Here is a 13,734-nt window from a genome sequence, read left to right on the forward strand (position 1 = left end):
ATTGACCACAGCATGCGCCGTTGGCGCAAGGGATCACAAGATGCGCCTTGGGCGCAATGGACCACACGGAGAGCGAAATGCAAAGGGCGGGATCCACGATAGACGAGGGCGAAGTCGCCAAGTTTCAGGCCATGGCCGAGGAATGGTGGGATCCGGCCGGCAAGTTCAAGCCGCTGCACATGATGAACCCATGCAGGCTCGACTATATCACCCGGCAGATCGCTGCCGAGTTCGGCCGTGATCTGGGCGGCGAAGCGCCATTCGCCGGTTTGCGGATCCTCGATATCGGCTGCGGCGGGGGCCTCTTGTCCGAGCCGATGGCGCGGCTCGATGCCGATGTGGTTGGCGCCGACGCGGCCGAGCGGAACATCCCCGTCGCGCAGCTTCATGCCGAGCAATCGGGGCTGAACATCGACTATCGTCACACGACCGCCGAGGCGCTGGCGGATGCGGGCGAACAGTTCGACGCCGTGCTGAACATGGAAGTAGTCGAACATGTGAGCGATCCGCTGGCCTATCTGACGGCGTGTCGGCAGCTTTTAAAACCCAGCGGGCTGCATGTCTGCTCGACCCTCAACCGCAATCCGAAAAGCTATGTCATGGCCATCATCGGCGCCGAGCATGTGATGCGCTGGCTGCCGAAGGGCACGCATGACTGGGCCAAGTTCATCACGCCCGATGAGCTGTATGATCTGCTGCGGCAGGCGGGGCTGGAGCCGCTGGACCGCAAGGGGTTCGTCTTCAATCCGGTCAGCTGGAAATGGTCGATCTCGGACCGGGATCTGAGCGTGAATTACGTGACGGCCAGCCGCAAACCGGCGTAACGCGCGTCACTCATCGCTTCCCAGCCGGGCGCGCAGGCTGCGCAGGACCGGCAGGGCGCTGCGCACCTTGTCCTCGCCCAGCTCCGAGACGACCTCGGAAATCAGCGGCGTGATTGACGAGATCGCCGCCTCGCGTGCGGTGCGGCCCGCGGGGCTGATCGACACGCGTTTGCGCCGGGCATCGTCCCAATCGGGGCGGATGTGGACATATCCAGCCCATTCCAGCTTGTGCAGGGTGTTGGTCATGGCGCCGCGCGTGACGTGAAAGCTGCGGGCCAGCTCGGCAGGGCTCCGCTCGGCGCCGGCGCGGGCCAGATGGTTCAGCACCGAGAAATGCGAGATTTCCATGCCCTTGGGCAACACGCGGCTCAGCTGGTTCCGGATCAGTTGATCGTTGGTCAGGATTTCGCTGAACAGCGCGACCGCGAGCGCATTGGTGGGGGTGTCTTCCATCAGGGGCCGCCAAATCCGGGATCATGCATCAGCGCCGGGATGCGCTGGCGCGCTTGTGCCACCTCGTTCATGTCCAGATCAACGTAAATCACCCCCGGCGCCGTTCCGGCATCGGCCAGCACCGCGCCCCAAGGCGAGATCGCCACTGAATGACCGTAGGTGCGGCGCGGCGCGCCCTGACTGGCGGCATGCGTGCCTGTCTGCGCGGGCGCCAGCACATAGGCGCCCGTCTCGATCGCGCGGGCGCGCAAAAGCGTTTCCCAATGCGCGGCGCCGGTGACAGGGGAGAACGCGGACGGGACCGTCAGAACCCGCGCGCCTGCCTGCGCCAGGTTGCGGTAAAGATGCGCAAAGCGGACGTCATAGCAGATGGTCATGCCCAGCGGCCCAAAGGGCATATCGGCCAGAACCGCCTGCGCGCCGGGGCGATATCCGGCGGATTCGCGATAGCTTTCGCTGTCCGAGATGGTCACGTCGAACATATGGATCTTGTCATAGCGCGCCGCGACCGCCCCATCGGGCGCGATCAAGAAGGACCGGTTGGCAAAGCGCCCGTCCACATCACCGGTCTTCAGCGCCAGTGAGCCGATCAGCAGCCAGATACCGTGCGCCGCGGCCAGATCGCGCAGGGCGGCCAGCGTGCGGTCCTCGGCCTCGGTGGTCAGCACCTCCATCTGCCGCGCGCGGCTGGCCGAGACGCAGTTGGTGACTTCGGGCGTCAGCACAAAACCGGCCCCTGCGGCGGCAGCCTGCCGGATCAACGCCGCCGTCACAGGGAGGTTGGCAGCAGGGTCATCGCCGCTGCACAGCTGGACCAGCGCGGCCTTCATGCCGCCAGCAGCTTGTCCAGCTTGCCCGCCCGCTCCAGCGCGAACAGATCGTCGCAGCCGCCCACATGGGTATCGCCGATAAAGATCTGCGGCACCGTGCGCCCGCCATTGGCGCGCTTCGTCATCTCGCTGCGGCGTTCGGGATGCGCGGCGATGTCGATCTCGGAGAAGTTGACGTTCTTCTGCGCCAGAAGGCGCTTGGCCGCGTGGCAAAACCCGCAGAGCGGAGACGTATAGATTTCGACAGGTTGCATGGCTGGCCTTTCATCGGTTGGGGTGCCCCCGAATCTAGGGGTCCTTGGCCGCGCGCGCCAGTACCAGAATATCGACGCCCGCCGCACCCGCCGCAAGGCAGGCCTCGGTCGCCGCCGAAAACGTCGCGCCCGATGTCATGACATCGTCGACCAGCAGGATGTGACGCCCGGCAATGCGCATTCGGCGCCTTGGATGCACCCGGATCGTCCCCTCCAGCGTGGCAAAACGGGCATCGCGGCCAAGACCGCCCAAACTGGGTGTCGCGCGGGGGCGGATCAGCAGATCGGGGCAGTGCGGGCGCCCGGTCTGACCGGCGACGGCGCGCGCCAGCAGCGCCGCCTGATTATACCGCCGCGACAGCAGGCGCATCCAGTGCAGCGGCACCGGCGCGATCAGCGTATCGGGGCGCAGCAGCGGTTTCGCCGCGCGCGCCATCCACACGGCGGCAGGGCGGACCATATCGTGGCGGTCCCCATGCTTGAGCGCCAGCACCAGCTTGCGCCCGTTACCGGAATAGCGAAGCGCGGCGCGCCCCGCGTCCCATGGTCGCGGCACCGCAAGGCAATCATCGCATGTCAGCAGATCGTCCGGCGCATCCGGCCCGGGCGGCAAAGGCGTGCCGCAGAGGTTGCACACCTGCCCCGAGATGAAGGGCGTGTCCCGCCAGCAGGGGCCGCACAGCCCGAAATCGGTCTCCACCAGACCGCCGCAGACAGTGCAGCGCGGCGGATAGACCAACCGAAGTGCCGATTGCAAATGCGCGGCCTTCACCTATATGTCCCCGGCATGGAAATGATGGCCCTTTCATGACTGCACCGCGCCTTACCGATCGCAACGCCCTTTTGCGCCAGCGCGCCCGCGCCGCCGCGGCGGAGCCTGCGCTTTTCCTGCATGATGCGGCGATCGACGAGGTGCAGGATCGCCTCTCCTTGGTTAACAAAGCGTTTACAGATCCGGCAATCGTAACCGGCTGGCCGGGCCCGTGGCGCGCGGCGTTTCCCAATGCCATGATCGCCGCGGACGACGAAACGCTGGCGCTGGAGCCCGGCGCGCATGATCTGGTCATTCACGCGATGGCGCTGCACTGGGCGAATGACCCTGTCGGGCAGCTTATCCAGGTCCGGCGCGCGCTCAGGCCCGATGGTCTCTTTCTGGGCGTGATGCCGGGGGGAACCACGCTGCACCAGTTGCGCGCGAGCCTTGCGCAGGCCGAGGCCGAGGTGACGGGCGGCCTCTCGCCCCGCATCGCCCCGACCGGCGAGGTGCGCGACCTCGGCGGCCTTTTGCAACGGGCGGGCATGACCCTGCCGGTGGTGGACAGCGTGCCGCTGACGGCCAGTTATGCGGATATGACCGCGCTTTTGCATGATCTGCGCGCGATGGGCGAAGGCAACGCGATGCAGGCGCGCCCGCGTAATTTTGCCCGCCGCGCGGTGTTTGAGCGGGCCGCACAGATCTACGCAGACAGCTTTGGCGACGGCGCGGGCCGGATCACGGCAACTTACGATCTGATCTTTCTGACCGGCTGGTGCCCCGATGCGTCGCAACCGCAACCGCTGCGTCCCGGATCGGCCAGGATGCGGCTGGCCGACGCGCTCAACACCCGCGAGACGCCCCTTCCGGATTGACCCCCTGCCCGTTTCGCTTATGTGCGGGATGACAGCGGCGCAGCACAAAGGACAGCCATCATGACAGAGCCAACCATTCAGGCCACCTGCCCCGTACACGCGCCCTCCGGACATCCGGCGATCCCGCGCGAGAAAACCGGCATCCTGCTGGCCAATCTCGGCACGCCGGACAATTACGATTACTGGTCGATGCGCCGCTATCTGAACGAGTTCCTGTCCGACCGCCGCGTCATCGACTATTCGCCATGGAAATGGCAGCCGCTCTTGCAGCTGGTGATCCTGACCAAACGGCCCTTCACCTCCGGCAAGGCGTATAAATCCATCTGGAACGAGGACAAGAACGAAAGCCCCCTGATGACCATCACGCGCGATCAGACCGACGCGATGCGCACCAGGATGGCCGCCGAATATGGCGATGATGTCATGGTCGATTTCTGCATGCGCTACGGCAACCCCTCGACCCGCTTGAAGGTGCGCGAGATGATCGAGGCGGGATGCACCCGCATCCTGTTCGTTCCGCTTTACCCGCATTACGCCGGCGCGACGTCAGCCACCGCGAATGACGAGTTCTTTCGCGCGCTGATGAAGGAGGTCCGCCAGCCCGCCGCGCGGACGATCGCACCCTATTTCGATCATCCCGATTACATCGAGGCACTCGCGCGATCCGTCGAGACGGCCTATGCGGGCGCCGCGCGGCCCGAAATCCTGGTCGTGTCATATCACGGCATGCCCCAGCGCTACCTGATGGAGGGCGATCCCTATCATTGCCAGTGCCAGAAAACGACGCGCCTTCTGAAAGAGCGGCTTGGATGGGAGGACAGTCAGATCACGACTACGTTCCAGTCGGTCTTTGGCCCCGAGGAATGGCTGAAGCCCTATACGGTGGACGAGGTCGCGCGCCTTGCCCGCGAGGATGGCAAGCGCCGCATCGCGGTCATCGCGCCCGCGTTTTCGGCCGATTGCATCGAAACGCTGGAAGAGATCAACGATGAGATCCGCGAAAGCTTTGAAGAGGCCGGCGGCGAGGAGTTCACCTATATCCCCTGCCTCAATGACAGCCCCGCGCATATCGACGCGCTGGCAGGTGTCATTCGCGAGAATTTGCGCGGTTGGCTGGACTGATCCGCCCAATGGAAAAAGGCGCCGGACCGTGTGGTGCAGCGCCTTTTCCCTAAAACGTTTCGCAAAAGGCTTAGTCGGCTGCGATCACAGCTGCGACGATGGCCAGCAGAACCAGCGGAACCCACACGCCGGCGGACGACGAGCTTGCGTTGGTCTCTTCGACGATGACGGGCGCTTCCATGACGGGCGGCTCCATGTTGCCTGCAAAGGCGGTCGAAGCGGCAGCGGACAGAGCGGCGGCGAGAACGAGTTTCTTCATGTTATACTCCAAAAATAGCCTGCGCCGCACATCGCGACGGCAAGCACCCAAGACGTTTACCTCGTGTCAATTTTCTAACCAGCAAATTTTCGTGATTGCAATTGCAATTTGGCGGCTAAGCCCCATGAAAGGCTGCCGTTTCGTCAAATAAGCAACACTTGCGTGCCGACCCTGGTCAGGCTGAAAAGCTCGGCAATATGCTCGTTATACAGACCGATGCAGCCATTGGATGATTTCCGGCCAATCTTGCGCGTGTCATGGGTGCCGTGGATGCGGTAATACTTCCACCCCAGATAGAGCGCATGGGTGCCCAGCGGATTGTCCGGACCGGGCGGCACGAAGGCGGGCCATTCGGGATTGCGCTTGAGCATATTGGGCGTCGGTGACCAGCTGGGCCCCTCGACCTTGCGGACCACACTGGTGCGACCGCGCCGCGTAAGATCCTCCGAAAGCGGCACCGACGAGGGGTAGAGCCGGTAAGTCCTGCCGTCCGCGGCCCAGAAATGCAGGGCGCGCGAATCAATATCGACAAGCACGGCGCCGTTGCGAAGGCTGGAAAAATAGGGCCGCCAGTCAAGCGAACGAAAACTTGAGATATTTCGTCGCACACCCGAGGTTTCCGCGATGGCCGGGGCGCCGATCAAGGCCGCGCATCCCGCCAGAAAACTACGCCTGTTCAGGAACTTATGGGAATTTCGCATCACAGTTACCTCCGACATGGCCAGCGTGGGATCAAGGGCACAAGCATATTGCCCGAATGTCGCAGTCGCAATTCAAACCATGCGCCATTGGCAAAGTTCTGACCATGTGGGTTTGAAACGCAACGCCTGGCACTGTAGAGCTTGCAAACACAAATCAAGCCGGGTGGTCCTTAGCTTATGTCTAGAATTCTGGTTCTTCTCATCTCCGCGATGCTCGCCCTGAGCGCCTGCGCGCCCTCCGTTCCGACCGAGCCGCAGATCGGCCCTGATGGCAAGCCGTTGCCGAAGGTCTATCGCATCCGCGGCAGCGATACCTCGGCGATCCAGTATCGCATGCTGGATTCGGTCAACGCGCTTCGCGAGGGCGCGGGGCGTCCGCCCGTCCAGATGAACGCGCAGCTGAACGCGGCCGCCGCAACCCATTCGCGCGACATGTCCGTGCAGAACCGCCCGTGGCATTTCGGCTCGGACGGCTCCTCGCCGATCGACCGCGTGCGCCGCGTCGGCTACACCGGCAACCTTGTCGGCGAGACCATTTCGGAAACCTACGAGACCGAGCTGGAGACGCTCGCCGCCTGGATGGACGAGCCGAGCACGCGCAAGGTGGTCCTGTCGCCCAAGGCGCGCGAGATGGGCTTTTCCTGGCTGCAGGAAAACAACGGCAAAATCTGGTGGACCATGATCATGGGTGGCTGACACGCGCCCGCCTGGTTATGTTTTCCAGGCAACCCAGCATGCAAAAGCGCCGGAAAGGGATCATCCCCTTCCGGCGCTTTTCTATTACCGGGCATGACCCCCGGCACCGCGGCCGGAACCGCACTCAGGGATAAAGCGTGATCGGCGTTCCGTCCCTGACCATCGCATAGATCCACTCCATCTCCTTGTTGGTCACCGCAATGCAGCCGGCAGTCCAGTCCGGGCGGTTACGGCCTTTGAACCCGTTCGGCTGACCATGGATGAAGATATCGCCGCCGGGGCTTTTGCCATTGGCATAGGCCTGCGCACGATCCACCACATTGGGATACGAAATGCCGATCGACAGGTGGAACTTGCTGTTCGGATTGCGCCTGTCGATCAGATAGGTGCCTTCGGGCGTGCGCCCGTCGCCTTCCTGCATCTTGTGGCCAACCGGCATGAAACCAAGGTCGAAATCATAATCCTCCAGCACCGTATTGTGGTGCAGCAGATACATCTTGCGCTCGCTCTTTTTCAGAACGACATGCGTGACCTCGGGTCCGCGATATGTCTTGAACTTGGAGCTGCACGCCGCAAGCCCGACAAGCATCAGCCCGATGGCCAGAATTTTCAGAAGTCTCATATGCCCTACTCGATTTGTTTTTTTCCCTTCATAACCCGGATGGGCGGCATGGAGATAGGGGGAATTCGCAGCTCCGGTTCAAATCAATGCGAAATCGGCACATAGCTCCACATGGCTTGACCAGCGGAACTGATCGATCACGCGCAATCCGCGCAAGGCGTAACCGCCCTGGACCAGCGCGGCGGCGTCGCGCGCGAAGGTGACGGGGTTGCAGGACACATACGCGACGCGCGGAATTGCCGCGGCGATCAGTTGCGCGACCTGCGCTTCGGCCCCGGCGCGCGGAGGGTCGATCACCGCGCCGTCGCACCGCTTCAACTCCTCCGGCAGCATCGGGCGGCGAAAGAGATCGCGCGCCTCACCGGTGAGCTGTTTCAACCCGTCCGCCTTGCGCCACGCGGCCTCCAGCGCGGCGATCATCGCCGCGTCACCCTCGACCGCGTGAACCTGCGCATTCGCCGACAGCGGCAGCGCGAAGGTGCCGCATCCCGCGAAGAGATCGACAATGCGCGACGCGCCCGCTATCGCCTCGGCAACATCTGCCAACAGCGCGGCCTCCCCCTCGGCGGTGGCCTGCAGGAACGCGCCGGGCGGCGGGACAACATCGGCGTTGCCGAAGCGCTGGACAGGCTGGCGGCGCGTGGCGATCACCTCGCCCTGCCAGGCAAGACGGGCCAGATCATGCGCCTCGGCCAGTTGCGCCAAAACGATCCGCAGCGGCCCGTCCAGATTGCGGCCCCCCGCGACATTCACGTCCAGCCCCCCACGCGACAGGCAGACCGCCACGTCCAGCGCGCCCTTGCGGCTGGCGGCATGCTGCGCCAGCGCCTCGGCCATCGGTATGGCGCGCATCAGATCGGGATGCAGCAATCGACAGTCCGGAATTTCGACGATGACGTCCGAGGCGCGGCTGTGAAACCCTGCCATCGCGCCCTTTTTCGTGCGCCGCGCGGACAGTGTCGCGCGGCGGCGCGCGCTGGGCGACGAGATGGCCATGGGGCGGAACGGGGCGTCCAGCCCGTGCGCGGCAAGGGCGGTGCGCACCACATCTTCCTTCCACGCGGCGACGAAGTCATCATCGGCATGCTGCAACTGGCAGCCACCGCAGGTCTTGAAATGGCGGCAAGGCGGGCTCACCCGGCGGTCGCTGGGCTCAAGGATGCGAATATCGCTCAGCCGCTGGCCTGTCAGCGTTCCGCTGACCACCTCGCCCGGCAGCGTCATCGGGGCAAAGACGGGCCCCTCCGCGATACCGTCGCCATGATGGCCCAGACGTTCGATGCGATAGCTCATGGCGCCTCATCCAGCAGATCCTGCCGCGTCAGGGCAAAGCCCGACGCAATCCAGCGGGCCTCCAGCGTCTTTAGCCGCGCGCCCAGCGCCGCGCCCTCATAGCGCGGCATCAGGTCCTTGGCCGTGACCGGGAAAACCGCGCCCGCGCCCACATGGGCTGCTTTTAGTGCGGCGTTGTCCAGCGGCATCTCCAACATCGCGGCGCGCAGAAGCAGGATGTCGCGCGCCGCATTCGCGCCGTGCCGATAGCCCAGCGTCGACGCATCGGTGATCGCGCCGATTTCGCCGCGCAAAAGATCCAGACGCGCGCTGTCGCTGTTGGACAGGCGCAAACGGTCGCGCACATCATCGCCGCCCAGCGCGGCAAGGCGGCGCATGGCATCCGGCGCGGCGCCCGCCTCATGTTCCAGATGCACCAGCGGCGCCAGCGCGCGCGTGTCCGCGCCCGGCAGGATGCGCCCCAACGCCCCGACCTGCGCCATGGCGCCGACGGCCGGCGCCGGGTCGGGCGCGGCCAGAAGGCGGCGCATCTCACTGCCGATCCGTTCGCGCGCAAGGCCGTACAGGCCATCGAGATGTTGCGCGATCGCGGCCAGACCCTCGGCATCCATCCCGCCCGCGCCGCCATATTGGGCATGAAACCGGAAAAACCGAAGGATACGCAGATAATCCTCGGCAATGCGCTGCCCCGCGTCACCGACGAAACGCACCCGCCGCGCCAGCGCATCCGCCAAGCCGCCCAGCGGGTCGATGACCTGCCCGCCTGCATCCGCGTAAAGCGCATTCATCGTGAAATCGCGGCGCCGCGCATCTTCGGCCATCTCGCGGGTGAACGCGACAGTGGCGCGCCTGCCGAAGGTTTCGACATCGCGGCGGAACGTCGTCACCTCATGGGGCACGCCCTGCGCGATCAGCGTCATGGTGCCATGCTCGGCGCCGGTCGGCACCGCCTTGATCCCGACCACGGCGGCCAGTTGCGCCATCTGATCGGGCGTGGCGTCGGTGGCAAGGTCCAGATCCTCGACCGGCTCATCCAGAACGGCGTTCCGGACCGCCCCGCCCACCAGCCAAACGCGATGGCCTGCCGCCTCAAACGCCGCGAACACCGCCTGCAGCGACGGCTCGCTCAGCCAGGGCGCATCTATCCTCACGGCGATCCTGCCACGTCTGCCAATGCGCGCAGCATCCGCGCGGTCGCGCCCCAGATGTAATAGGGGCCGAACGGCACGGTATAATACCGCCGCATCGTCCCCCGCCAATAGCGTGCCTCGATCCGATAGCGAGCCTGCTGCAACACGTGATCGAGCGGCACGTCGAACACTTCGGCCACTTCGGCCTCTTCCGGAACGGGTGTGTAGGGCGAAAGGATGCGGGCAACGACGGGCGTGACGAGAAACCCCGTCACCGTCTCATGCGTGGGAAGGTATCCCAACACCTCGACATTGCCCGGTTGCAGGCCGATTTCCTCATGCGCCTCCCGCAGCGCGGCGGCCGTCACGTCGGCGTCGCCCTCGTCCTGCTTGCCGCCCGGAAAGGCAATCTGGCCGGGATGATGCTTGAGCGCGGACGAGCGGTGCGTCAATACCACCCGCGCGCCGCCTGCGCCCATCATCAGCGGGACCAGAACGCCGGCCGGGCGCAGGCGGCGCCCCGGCGACAGGACGGTTTCGGGGTTCAGATCGAAATCGGAGGTCGCATCGTGCGCGCGGCCCAGCGCGCCCGCCACTGCAGCAATCGGATCGGCCGCCGTCATGGCGTGCCGCCATCATCCTTGCTGCCTGCGCCCTGCCCCTCCCCGTCGAACCCCAGCGTATCGGGATCCAGATCGTAATGCGCGCCGCAGAACTGGCAATCGGCCGTGACGCGGCCCTCATCCGTGGTCATCGTCTGGATGTCCTTGGCCGAATAGATCGACAGGCTCTGGCGCACGCGCTCTTCCGAGCAGGTGCAGCCAAAGCGGACAGGCTGCGCGTCGAATACGCGCGGCATCTCCTCGTGGAAAAGGCGCAGCAACAGGTCGGTCGGCGCGACGCTGGGGCCGATCAGCTCCAGCTCGTCAACCGTATCAAGAAGGATATTGGCCCGGTTCCAGTTCTCCCCCTCCTCGCCCTCCGGCGCGACATCGGCAGGCTGCAACAGGCCGGCCTCGCCGCTGCCGCCTTCGGTAACGAGCGGCGATGCCTTGGGCATATGTTGCAGCATGACGCCCCCGGCGCGCCAATGCTCAGCCCCGCCCTGCTCGGTCGAGCGGCCAAAGCTGAGCGCAAAGCGGGTCGGGATCTGTTCGGACTGGGCAAAATACGCCTCGGCGCAGGCGCGCAGGCTGCCGCCGTCCAGCGGCGTGATGCCCTGATAGGGGGTCATGTCCTTGCCCTGATCGATCATGATCGCGAAATAGCCCTCGCCCACCTGCGCGAACGGCTCGGCATCCGTCAGGCGATCGGCGTCATAGCTGGCATAGGCGCGGATGCGGGCAGGCTCGCCCTCCTCGGTAGGGCCATAGTAATCGGTCGCGATCATGCGGACCGGGCCATTCGACTGAACCTGCAGCGACAATTTCCAGCGCAGCTTGATCGTCTGGCCGATCAGGGCCGTCAGAAGGGCCATTTCGGCCACCAGCGCCTCGACCACCGGGGGATACTCATGCTGTTTCAGAATACCGCCCAGCACCCCGTCGAGGCGCGCAACACGCCCGCGAATATCCGAATTATCCAGCTGGAACGGCAGAACCGTGTCGTCCCAGGCAAGTTTTTTACCGAGTGTCATGGGGTTTCCTTATCTGCCGGACCTTGGCATATCGCGAAGATATAGGCAGGGGCAACCCGCCGTCCAAGGGGAACGAGCGATATGATCAGACGCGTGGGATCGCCGCCGCGACATGACCAGAGATATCGTGTGCGCCGCGGCGTCTATGCCATCCTGCCGCGGCCGCGCGGCCTGCTTGTCACGCGGCAGGAGGCGGAAACGACCGAATTGCAACTGCCCGGCGGCGGCATCGATCCGGGCGAATCACCGCTGCGGGCCCTCCACCGGGAGGTGATGGAAGAGACCGGATGGATCATCGCGGCACCGCGCCGGATGGGGGCGTTCCGCCGCTTCGTCTATATGCCCGAATATGACATGTGGGCCGAAAAGCTGTGCACGATATACGTTGCTCGCCCGGTGCGCGCCTTGTGCGCCCCAACCGAGGCAGGGCACACCCCCCTGGTCATAAGCGCGGACGATGCGGCACGGAATTTGAGCAACGAGGGCGACAGGATGTTCGTCAGCCGCTGGGCCGAATTGGCTTGATTTCCAGTAGGATGGCGGACACGTCATCGGCGAAATTGTCATCGCCCGAGAATTCGGCCAGCTTCCAGATCAACGATTCAAGGCACGCCATTGCGCGCACGCCGCGCAGGTCGCGCAGGATGCGGCCCAGCCCGTCATCGTCCAGAAGCGTGCCATCCTGCGCCGCGCATTCCGTGACCCCGTCAGAATGGATCATCAGCCGATCGCCTGGCGCAAGCTGCACCTCGAATTCCTGAAATTCGGCGCCGGGAATAAGGCCCACCGGCAAGCCGCCGCAGCCCACCGCCTCGACCGTGCCATCGGCGCGCTGCACCGCCGGATAAGGGTGGCCCGCCTGCGCCATCACGACGCGGCCGGTCGCCAGATCGACATCGGCCAGCAGCAGGGTGAAATAATGCTCGGTCTCCATTTCGTTCAGGAACAGATTGTTGAGGGCCGCGATCGTCTGGCCCGGGGGGTGCGGCGCGAAGGTGCCGTCGGGCATTCGGCGCATCGCGACATTCTGTTCGGGGGCCGCGCCGGACAGGTATCCGGCCAGACGCGCCGTCATCAGTGCCGAACTGATCCCGTGGCCGGACACATCGATTCCGTAAAGACCGATGCGGGTGTCGCTGATCGCATATGTGCCCACCAGATCGCCGCCGACATGCCCCGATGACCTCAGCAGCATGGACACTTCTGCGGTGCCGTAATCGCGGTGGCGATCGCTGACCAGCGATTGCTGCAGCTTCTTTGCCTCGATCAAATCATTGTCGAGCGAATCATAGAGCGCACGAAGTTCCCCCAACGTCGAGCTGACAAGTTGGTTTTTCTGAGTCAGCTCACGCTCCATCTGCAATATCCGCTCGCCCGCAGCGATGCGCGCGCGCAATTCGCCCGGATTGACGGGTTTGGTGAGGAAATCATCGGCGCCGGCATCCAGCCCGCTGGCGATTTCCGCCTTGTCCGATTTGGACGTCAGAAGGATGAAATACCCATAATTTTCCCGCGCCATCTGCCGAAACCGGCCGCAGAACTCGATGCCGGACATGCCAGGCATCATCCAGTCGCTCAGCACCAGATCCGGCGGCGTCTGGCGGCAGATTTCCAATGCGGCCTCGCCCGAGTCAGCCTCGGTGATAGCAAATCCCCATTTTTTCAATGACGCCGCGAGGATGCGGCGTTGAAGACGGCTGTCGTCCACGACAAGGATATGCCGGATTGCACGCGGCGCGGTTGGCGCGTCGCTCGCCTCGCCCGCGGGCGCCAGATCAATGGAATGGGACACAATATTTCCCTTCGAACTCAATCCGAAAGTCATAGCGCACGGCGGCTTAACATTCGGTGAACGCGAAAAACATTCGGCCTTCCAGTGCTCAATAACCTGCCGTTAAGGAGTTTGCGCCATCCTCATCGGCCAAGGAGGGATGCAAAAATGATCGATTGGGCCCGGATCACCGAATTGCGCGACGAGATCGGCGCCGATGATTTCTGTGATGTGGTCGTGCTGTTTCTGGAAGAGGTGGAAGAGGAAATCTGCCAACTGCGCGACGGTTGCGAAACGGCCCAGTTGGAGGCAAGACTGCACATGCTCAAGGGCAGCGCGCTGAACCTGGGGTTTCGCACCTTTTCGGAGTTTTGCCAGAGGGCTGAGACGGCGGCTGCAAACGGCCAGCATGCGCAGATCGACATGCCCGCCACATTGGCCAGTTTCGATGCGTCAAAAACCGCATTTCTGTCGGGTTTGGAGCGGCTCAAATCCGGCGCAGAGGCCTGAGAGG

The 13,734-nt window shown here is 64.4% G+C and carries 18 protein-coding genes; 6 read left to right on the forward strand and 12 right to left on the reverse strand.

Going from position 1 to position 13,734, the window contains the following annotated elements; genetic code table 11:
- The first annotated feature begins 77 nt into the window (after positions 1–77).
- On the forward strand, positions 78–824 hold the full coding sequence (gene ubiG / locus DC366_RS07640) for a bifunctional 2-polyprenyl-6-hydroxyphenol methylase/3-demethylubiquinol 3-O-methyltransferase UbiG (RefSeq protein ID WP_108691726.1): 747 nt from the start codon (positions 78–80) through the stop codon (positions 822–824).
- Between the two features lie 6 nt (positions 825–830).
- Here the strand turns inward: ubiG and DC366_RS07645 are convergent, their stop codons facing one another.
- From DC366_RS07645 to DC366_RS07660, 4 genes are read right to left on the reverse strand one after another with little or no spacing between them, the layout of a single operon-like run.
- Positions 831–1,277 carry a MarR family winged helix-turn-helix transcriptional regulator gene (locus tag DC366_RS07645; protein WP_108691599.1) on the reverse strand — a complete coding sequence of 149 codons (447 nt, stop codon included), beginning with the start codon at positions 1,275–1,277 and terminating at the stop codon, positions 831–833.
- A complete protein-coding gene (locus tag DC366_RS07650; protein ID WP_108691600.1) occupies positions 1,277–2,107 on the reverse strand; it encodes a carbon-nitrogen hydrolase family protein in 831 nt (276 codons plus the stop codon). The genes DC366_RS07645 and DC366_RS07650 overlap by 1 nt, the downstream gene beginning before the upstream one ends.
- Positions 2,104–2,361 (reverse strand): glutaredoxin 3, encoded by a 258-nt coding sequence (gene grxC / locus DC366_RS07655; protein ID WP_108691601.1) that lies wholly within the window; start codon positions 2,359–2,361, stop codon positions 2,104–2,106. The genes DC366_RS07650 and grxC overlap by 4 nt, the downstream gene beginning before the upstream one ends.
- A gap of 34 nt (positions 2,362–2,395) precedes the next feature.
- Complete coding sequence (locus DC366_RS07660) at positions 2,396–3,118, reverse strand: ComF family protein (protein ID WP_243405070.1); 723 nt, start codon at positions 3,116–3,118, stop codon at positions 2,396–2,398.
- 50 nt (positions 3,119–3,168) lie between these two features.
- Between DC366_RS07660 and DC366_RS07665 the strand changes: the two genes are divergently transcribed.
- The gene (locus DC366_RS07665) at positions 3,169–3,990 is read left to right on the forward strand and encodes a class I SAM-dependent methyltransferase (RefSeq protein ID WP_108691602.1); all 822 of its coding nucleotides are present in this window, start codon (positions 3,169–3,171) and stop codon (positions 3,988–3,990) included.
- Between the two features lie 60 nt (positions 3,991–4,050).
- On the forward strand, positions 4,051–5,112 hold the full coding sequence (gene hemH / locus DC366_RS07670; protein ID WP_108691603.1) for a ferrochelatase: 1,062 nt from the start codon (positions 4,051–4,053) through the stop codon (positions 5,110–5,112).
- A gap of 70 nt (positions 5,113–5,182) precedes the next feature.
- On the opposite strand, the gene DC366_RS07675 is transcribed toward hemH, so the two are convergent.
- Together DC366_RS07675 and DC366_RS07680 are read right to left on the reverse strand one after the other, a co-directional pair.
- Positions 5,183–5,371: a hypothetical protein gene (locus tag DC366_RS07675; RefSeq protein ID WP_108691604.1), complete on the reverse strand. Its 189-nt coding sequence runs from the start codon at positions 5,369–5,371 to the stop codon at positions 5,183–5,185.
- Between the two features lie 143 nt (positions 5,372–5,514).
- Positions 5,515–6,072, reverse strand: a complete 558-nt coding sequence (locus tag DC366_RS07680) for a L,D-transpeptidase (RefSeq protein ID WP_108691728.1) — start codon at positions 6,070–6,072, stop codon at positions 5,515–5,517.
- A 177-nt stretch (positions 6,073–6,249) separates the two neighbouring features.
- On the opposite strand from DC366_RS07680, the gene dalA reads away from it, so the two are divergent.
- On the forward strand, positions 6,250–6,768 hold the full coding sequence (gene dalA, locus DC366_RS07685) for a divisome-associated lipoprotein DalA (protein ID WP_108691605.1): 519 nt from the start codon (positions 6,250–6,252) through the stop codon (positions 6,766–6,768).
- Positions 6,769–6,892: 124 nt separating this feature from the next.
- Here dalA and DC366_RS07690 read toward each other — a convergent pair whose 3' ends face one another.
- The 5 genes from DC366_RS07690 to hslO all read right to left on the reverse strand — a co-directional run bounded on the left by DC366_RS07690 (position 6,893) and on the right by hslO (position 11,449).
- Positions 6,893–7,390, reverse strand: a complete 498-nt coding sequence (locus DC366_RS07690; RefSeq protein WP_108691606.1) for a L,D-transpeptidase family protein — start codon at positions 7,388–7,390, stop codon at positions 6,893–6,895.
- A 78-nt stretch (positions 7,391–7,468) separates the two neighbouring features.
- On the reverse strand, positions 7,469–8,683 hold the full coding sequence (locus DC366_RS07695; RefSeq protein ID WP_108691607.1) for a class I SAM-dependent RNA methyltransferase: 1,215 nt from the start codon (positions 8,681–8,683) through the stop codon (positions 7,469–7,471).
- Positions 8,680–9,834, reverse strand: a complete 1,155-nt coding sequence (locus DC366_RS07700) for a CCA tRNA nucleotidyltransferase (RefSeq protein ID WP_108691608.1) — start codon at positions 9,832–9,834, stop codon at positions 8,680–8,682. The genes DC366_RS07695 and DC366_RS07700 overlap by 4 nt, the downstream gene beginning before the upstream one ends.
- A complete protein-coding gene (locus tag DC366_RS07705) occupies positions 9,831–10,436 on the reverse strand; it encodes a CoA pyrophosphatase (RefSeq protein WP_108691609.1) in 606 nt (201 codons plus the stop codon). Before DC366_RS07705 ends, DC366_RS07700 begins: the two co-directional genes overlap by 4 nt.
- Positions 10,433–11,449: an Hsp33 family molecular chaperone HslO gene (gene hslO / locus DC366_RS07710; RefSeq protein WP_108691610.1), complete on the reverse strand. Its 1,017-nt coding sequence runs from the start codon at positions 11,447–11,449 to the stop codon at positions 10,433–10,435. Before hslO ends, DC366_RS07705 begins: the two co-directional genes overlap by 4 nt.
- Before the next feature lie 81 nt (positions 11,450–11,530).
- On the opposite strand from hslO, the gene DC366_RS07715 reads away from it, so the two are divergent.
- A complete protein-coding gene (locus DC366_RS07715) occupies positions 11,531–11,974 on the forward strand; it encodes an NUDIX domain-containing protein (protein ID WP_108691611.1) in 444 nt (147 codons plus the stop codon).
- Here DC366_RS07715 and DC366_RS07720 read toward each other — a convergent pair.
- The gene (locus DC366_RS07720; RefSeq protein WP_439331652.1) at positions 11,949–13,241 is read right to left on the reverse strand and encodes a PP2C family protein-serine/threonine phosphatase; all 1,293 of its coding nucleotides are present in this window, start codon (positions 13,239–13,241) and stop codon (positions 11,949–11,951) included. The two genes, DC366_RS07715 and DC366_RS07720, sit on opposite strands and share 26 nt — an antisense overlap.
- A gap of 147 nt (positions 13,242–13,388) precedes the next feature.
- On the opposite strand from DC366_RS07720, the gene DC366_RS07725 reads away from it, so the two are divergent.
- On the forward strand, positions 13,389–13,730 hold the full coding sequence (locus DC366_RS07725; RefSeq protein WP_108691613.1) for an Hpt domain-containing protein: 342 nt from the start codon (positions 13,389–13,391) through the stop codon (positions 13,728–13,730).
- The last annotated feature ends 4 nt before the right edge of the window (positions 13,731–13,734 follow it).

Source organism: Pelagivirga sediminicola (assembly GCF_003072125.1).
Classification (GTDB): Bacteria; Pseudomonadota; Alphaproteobacteria; order Rhodobacterales; family Rhodobacteraceae; genus Roseovarius; species Roseovarius sediminicola.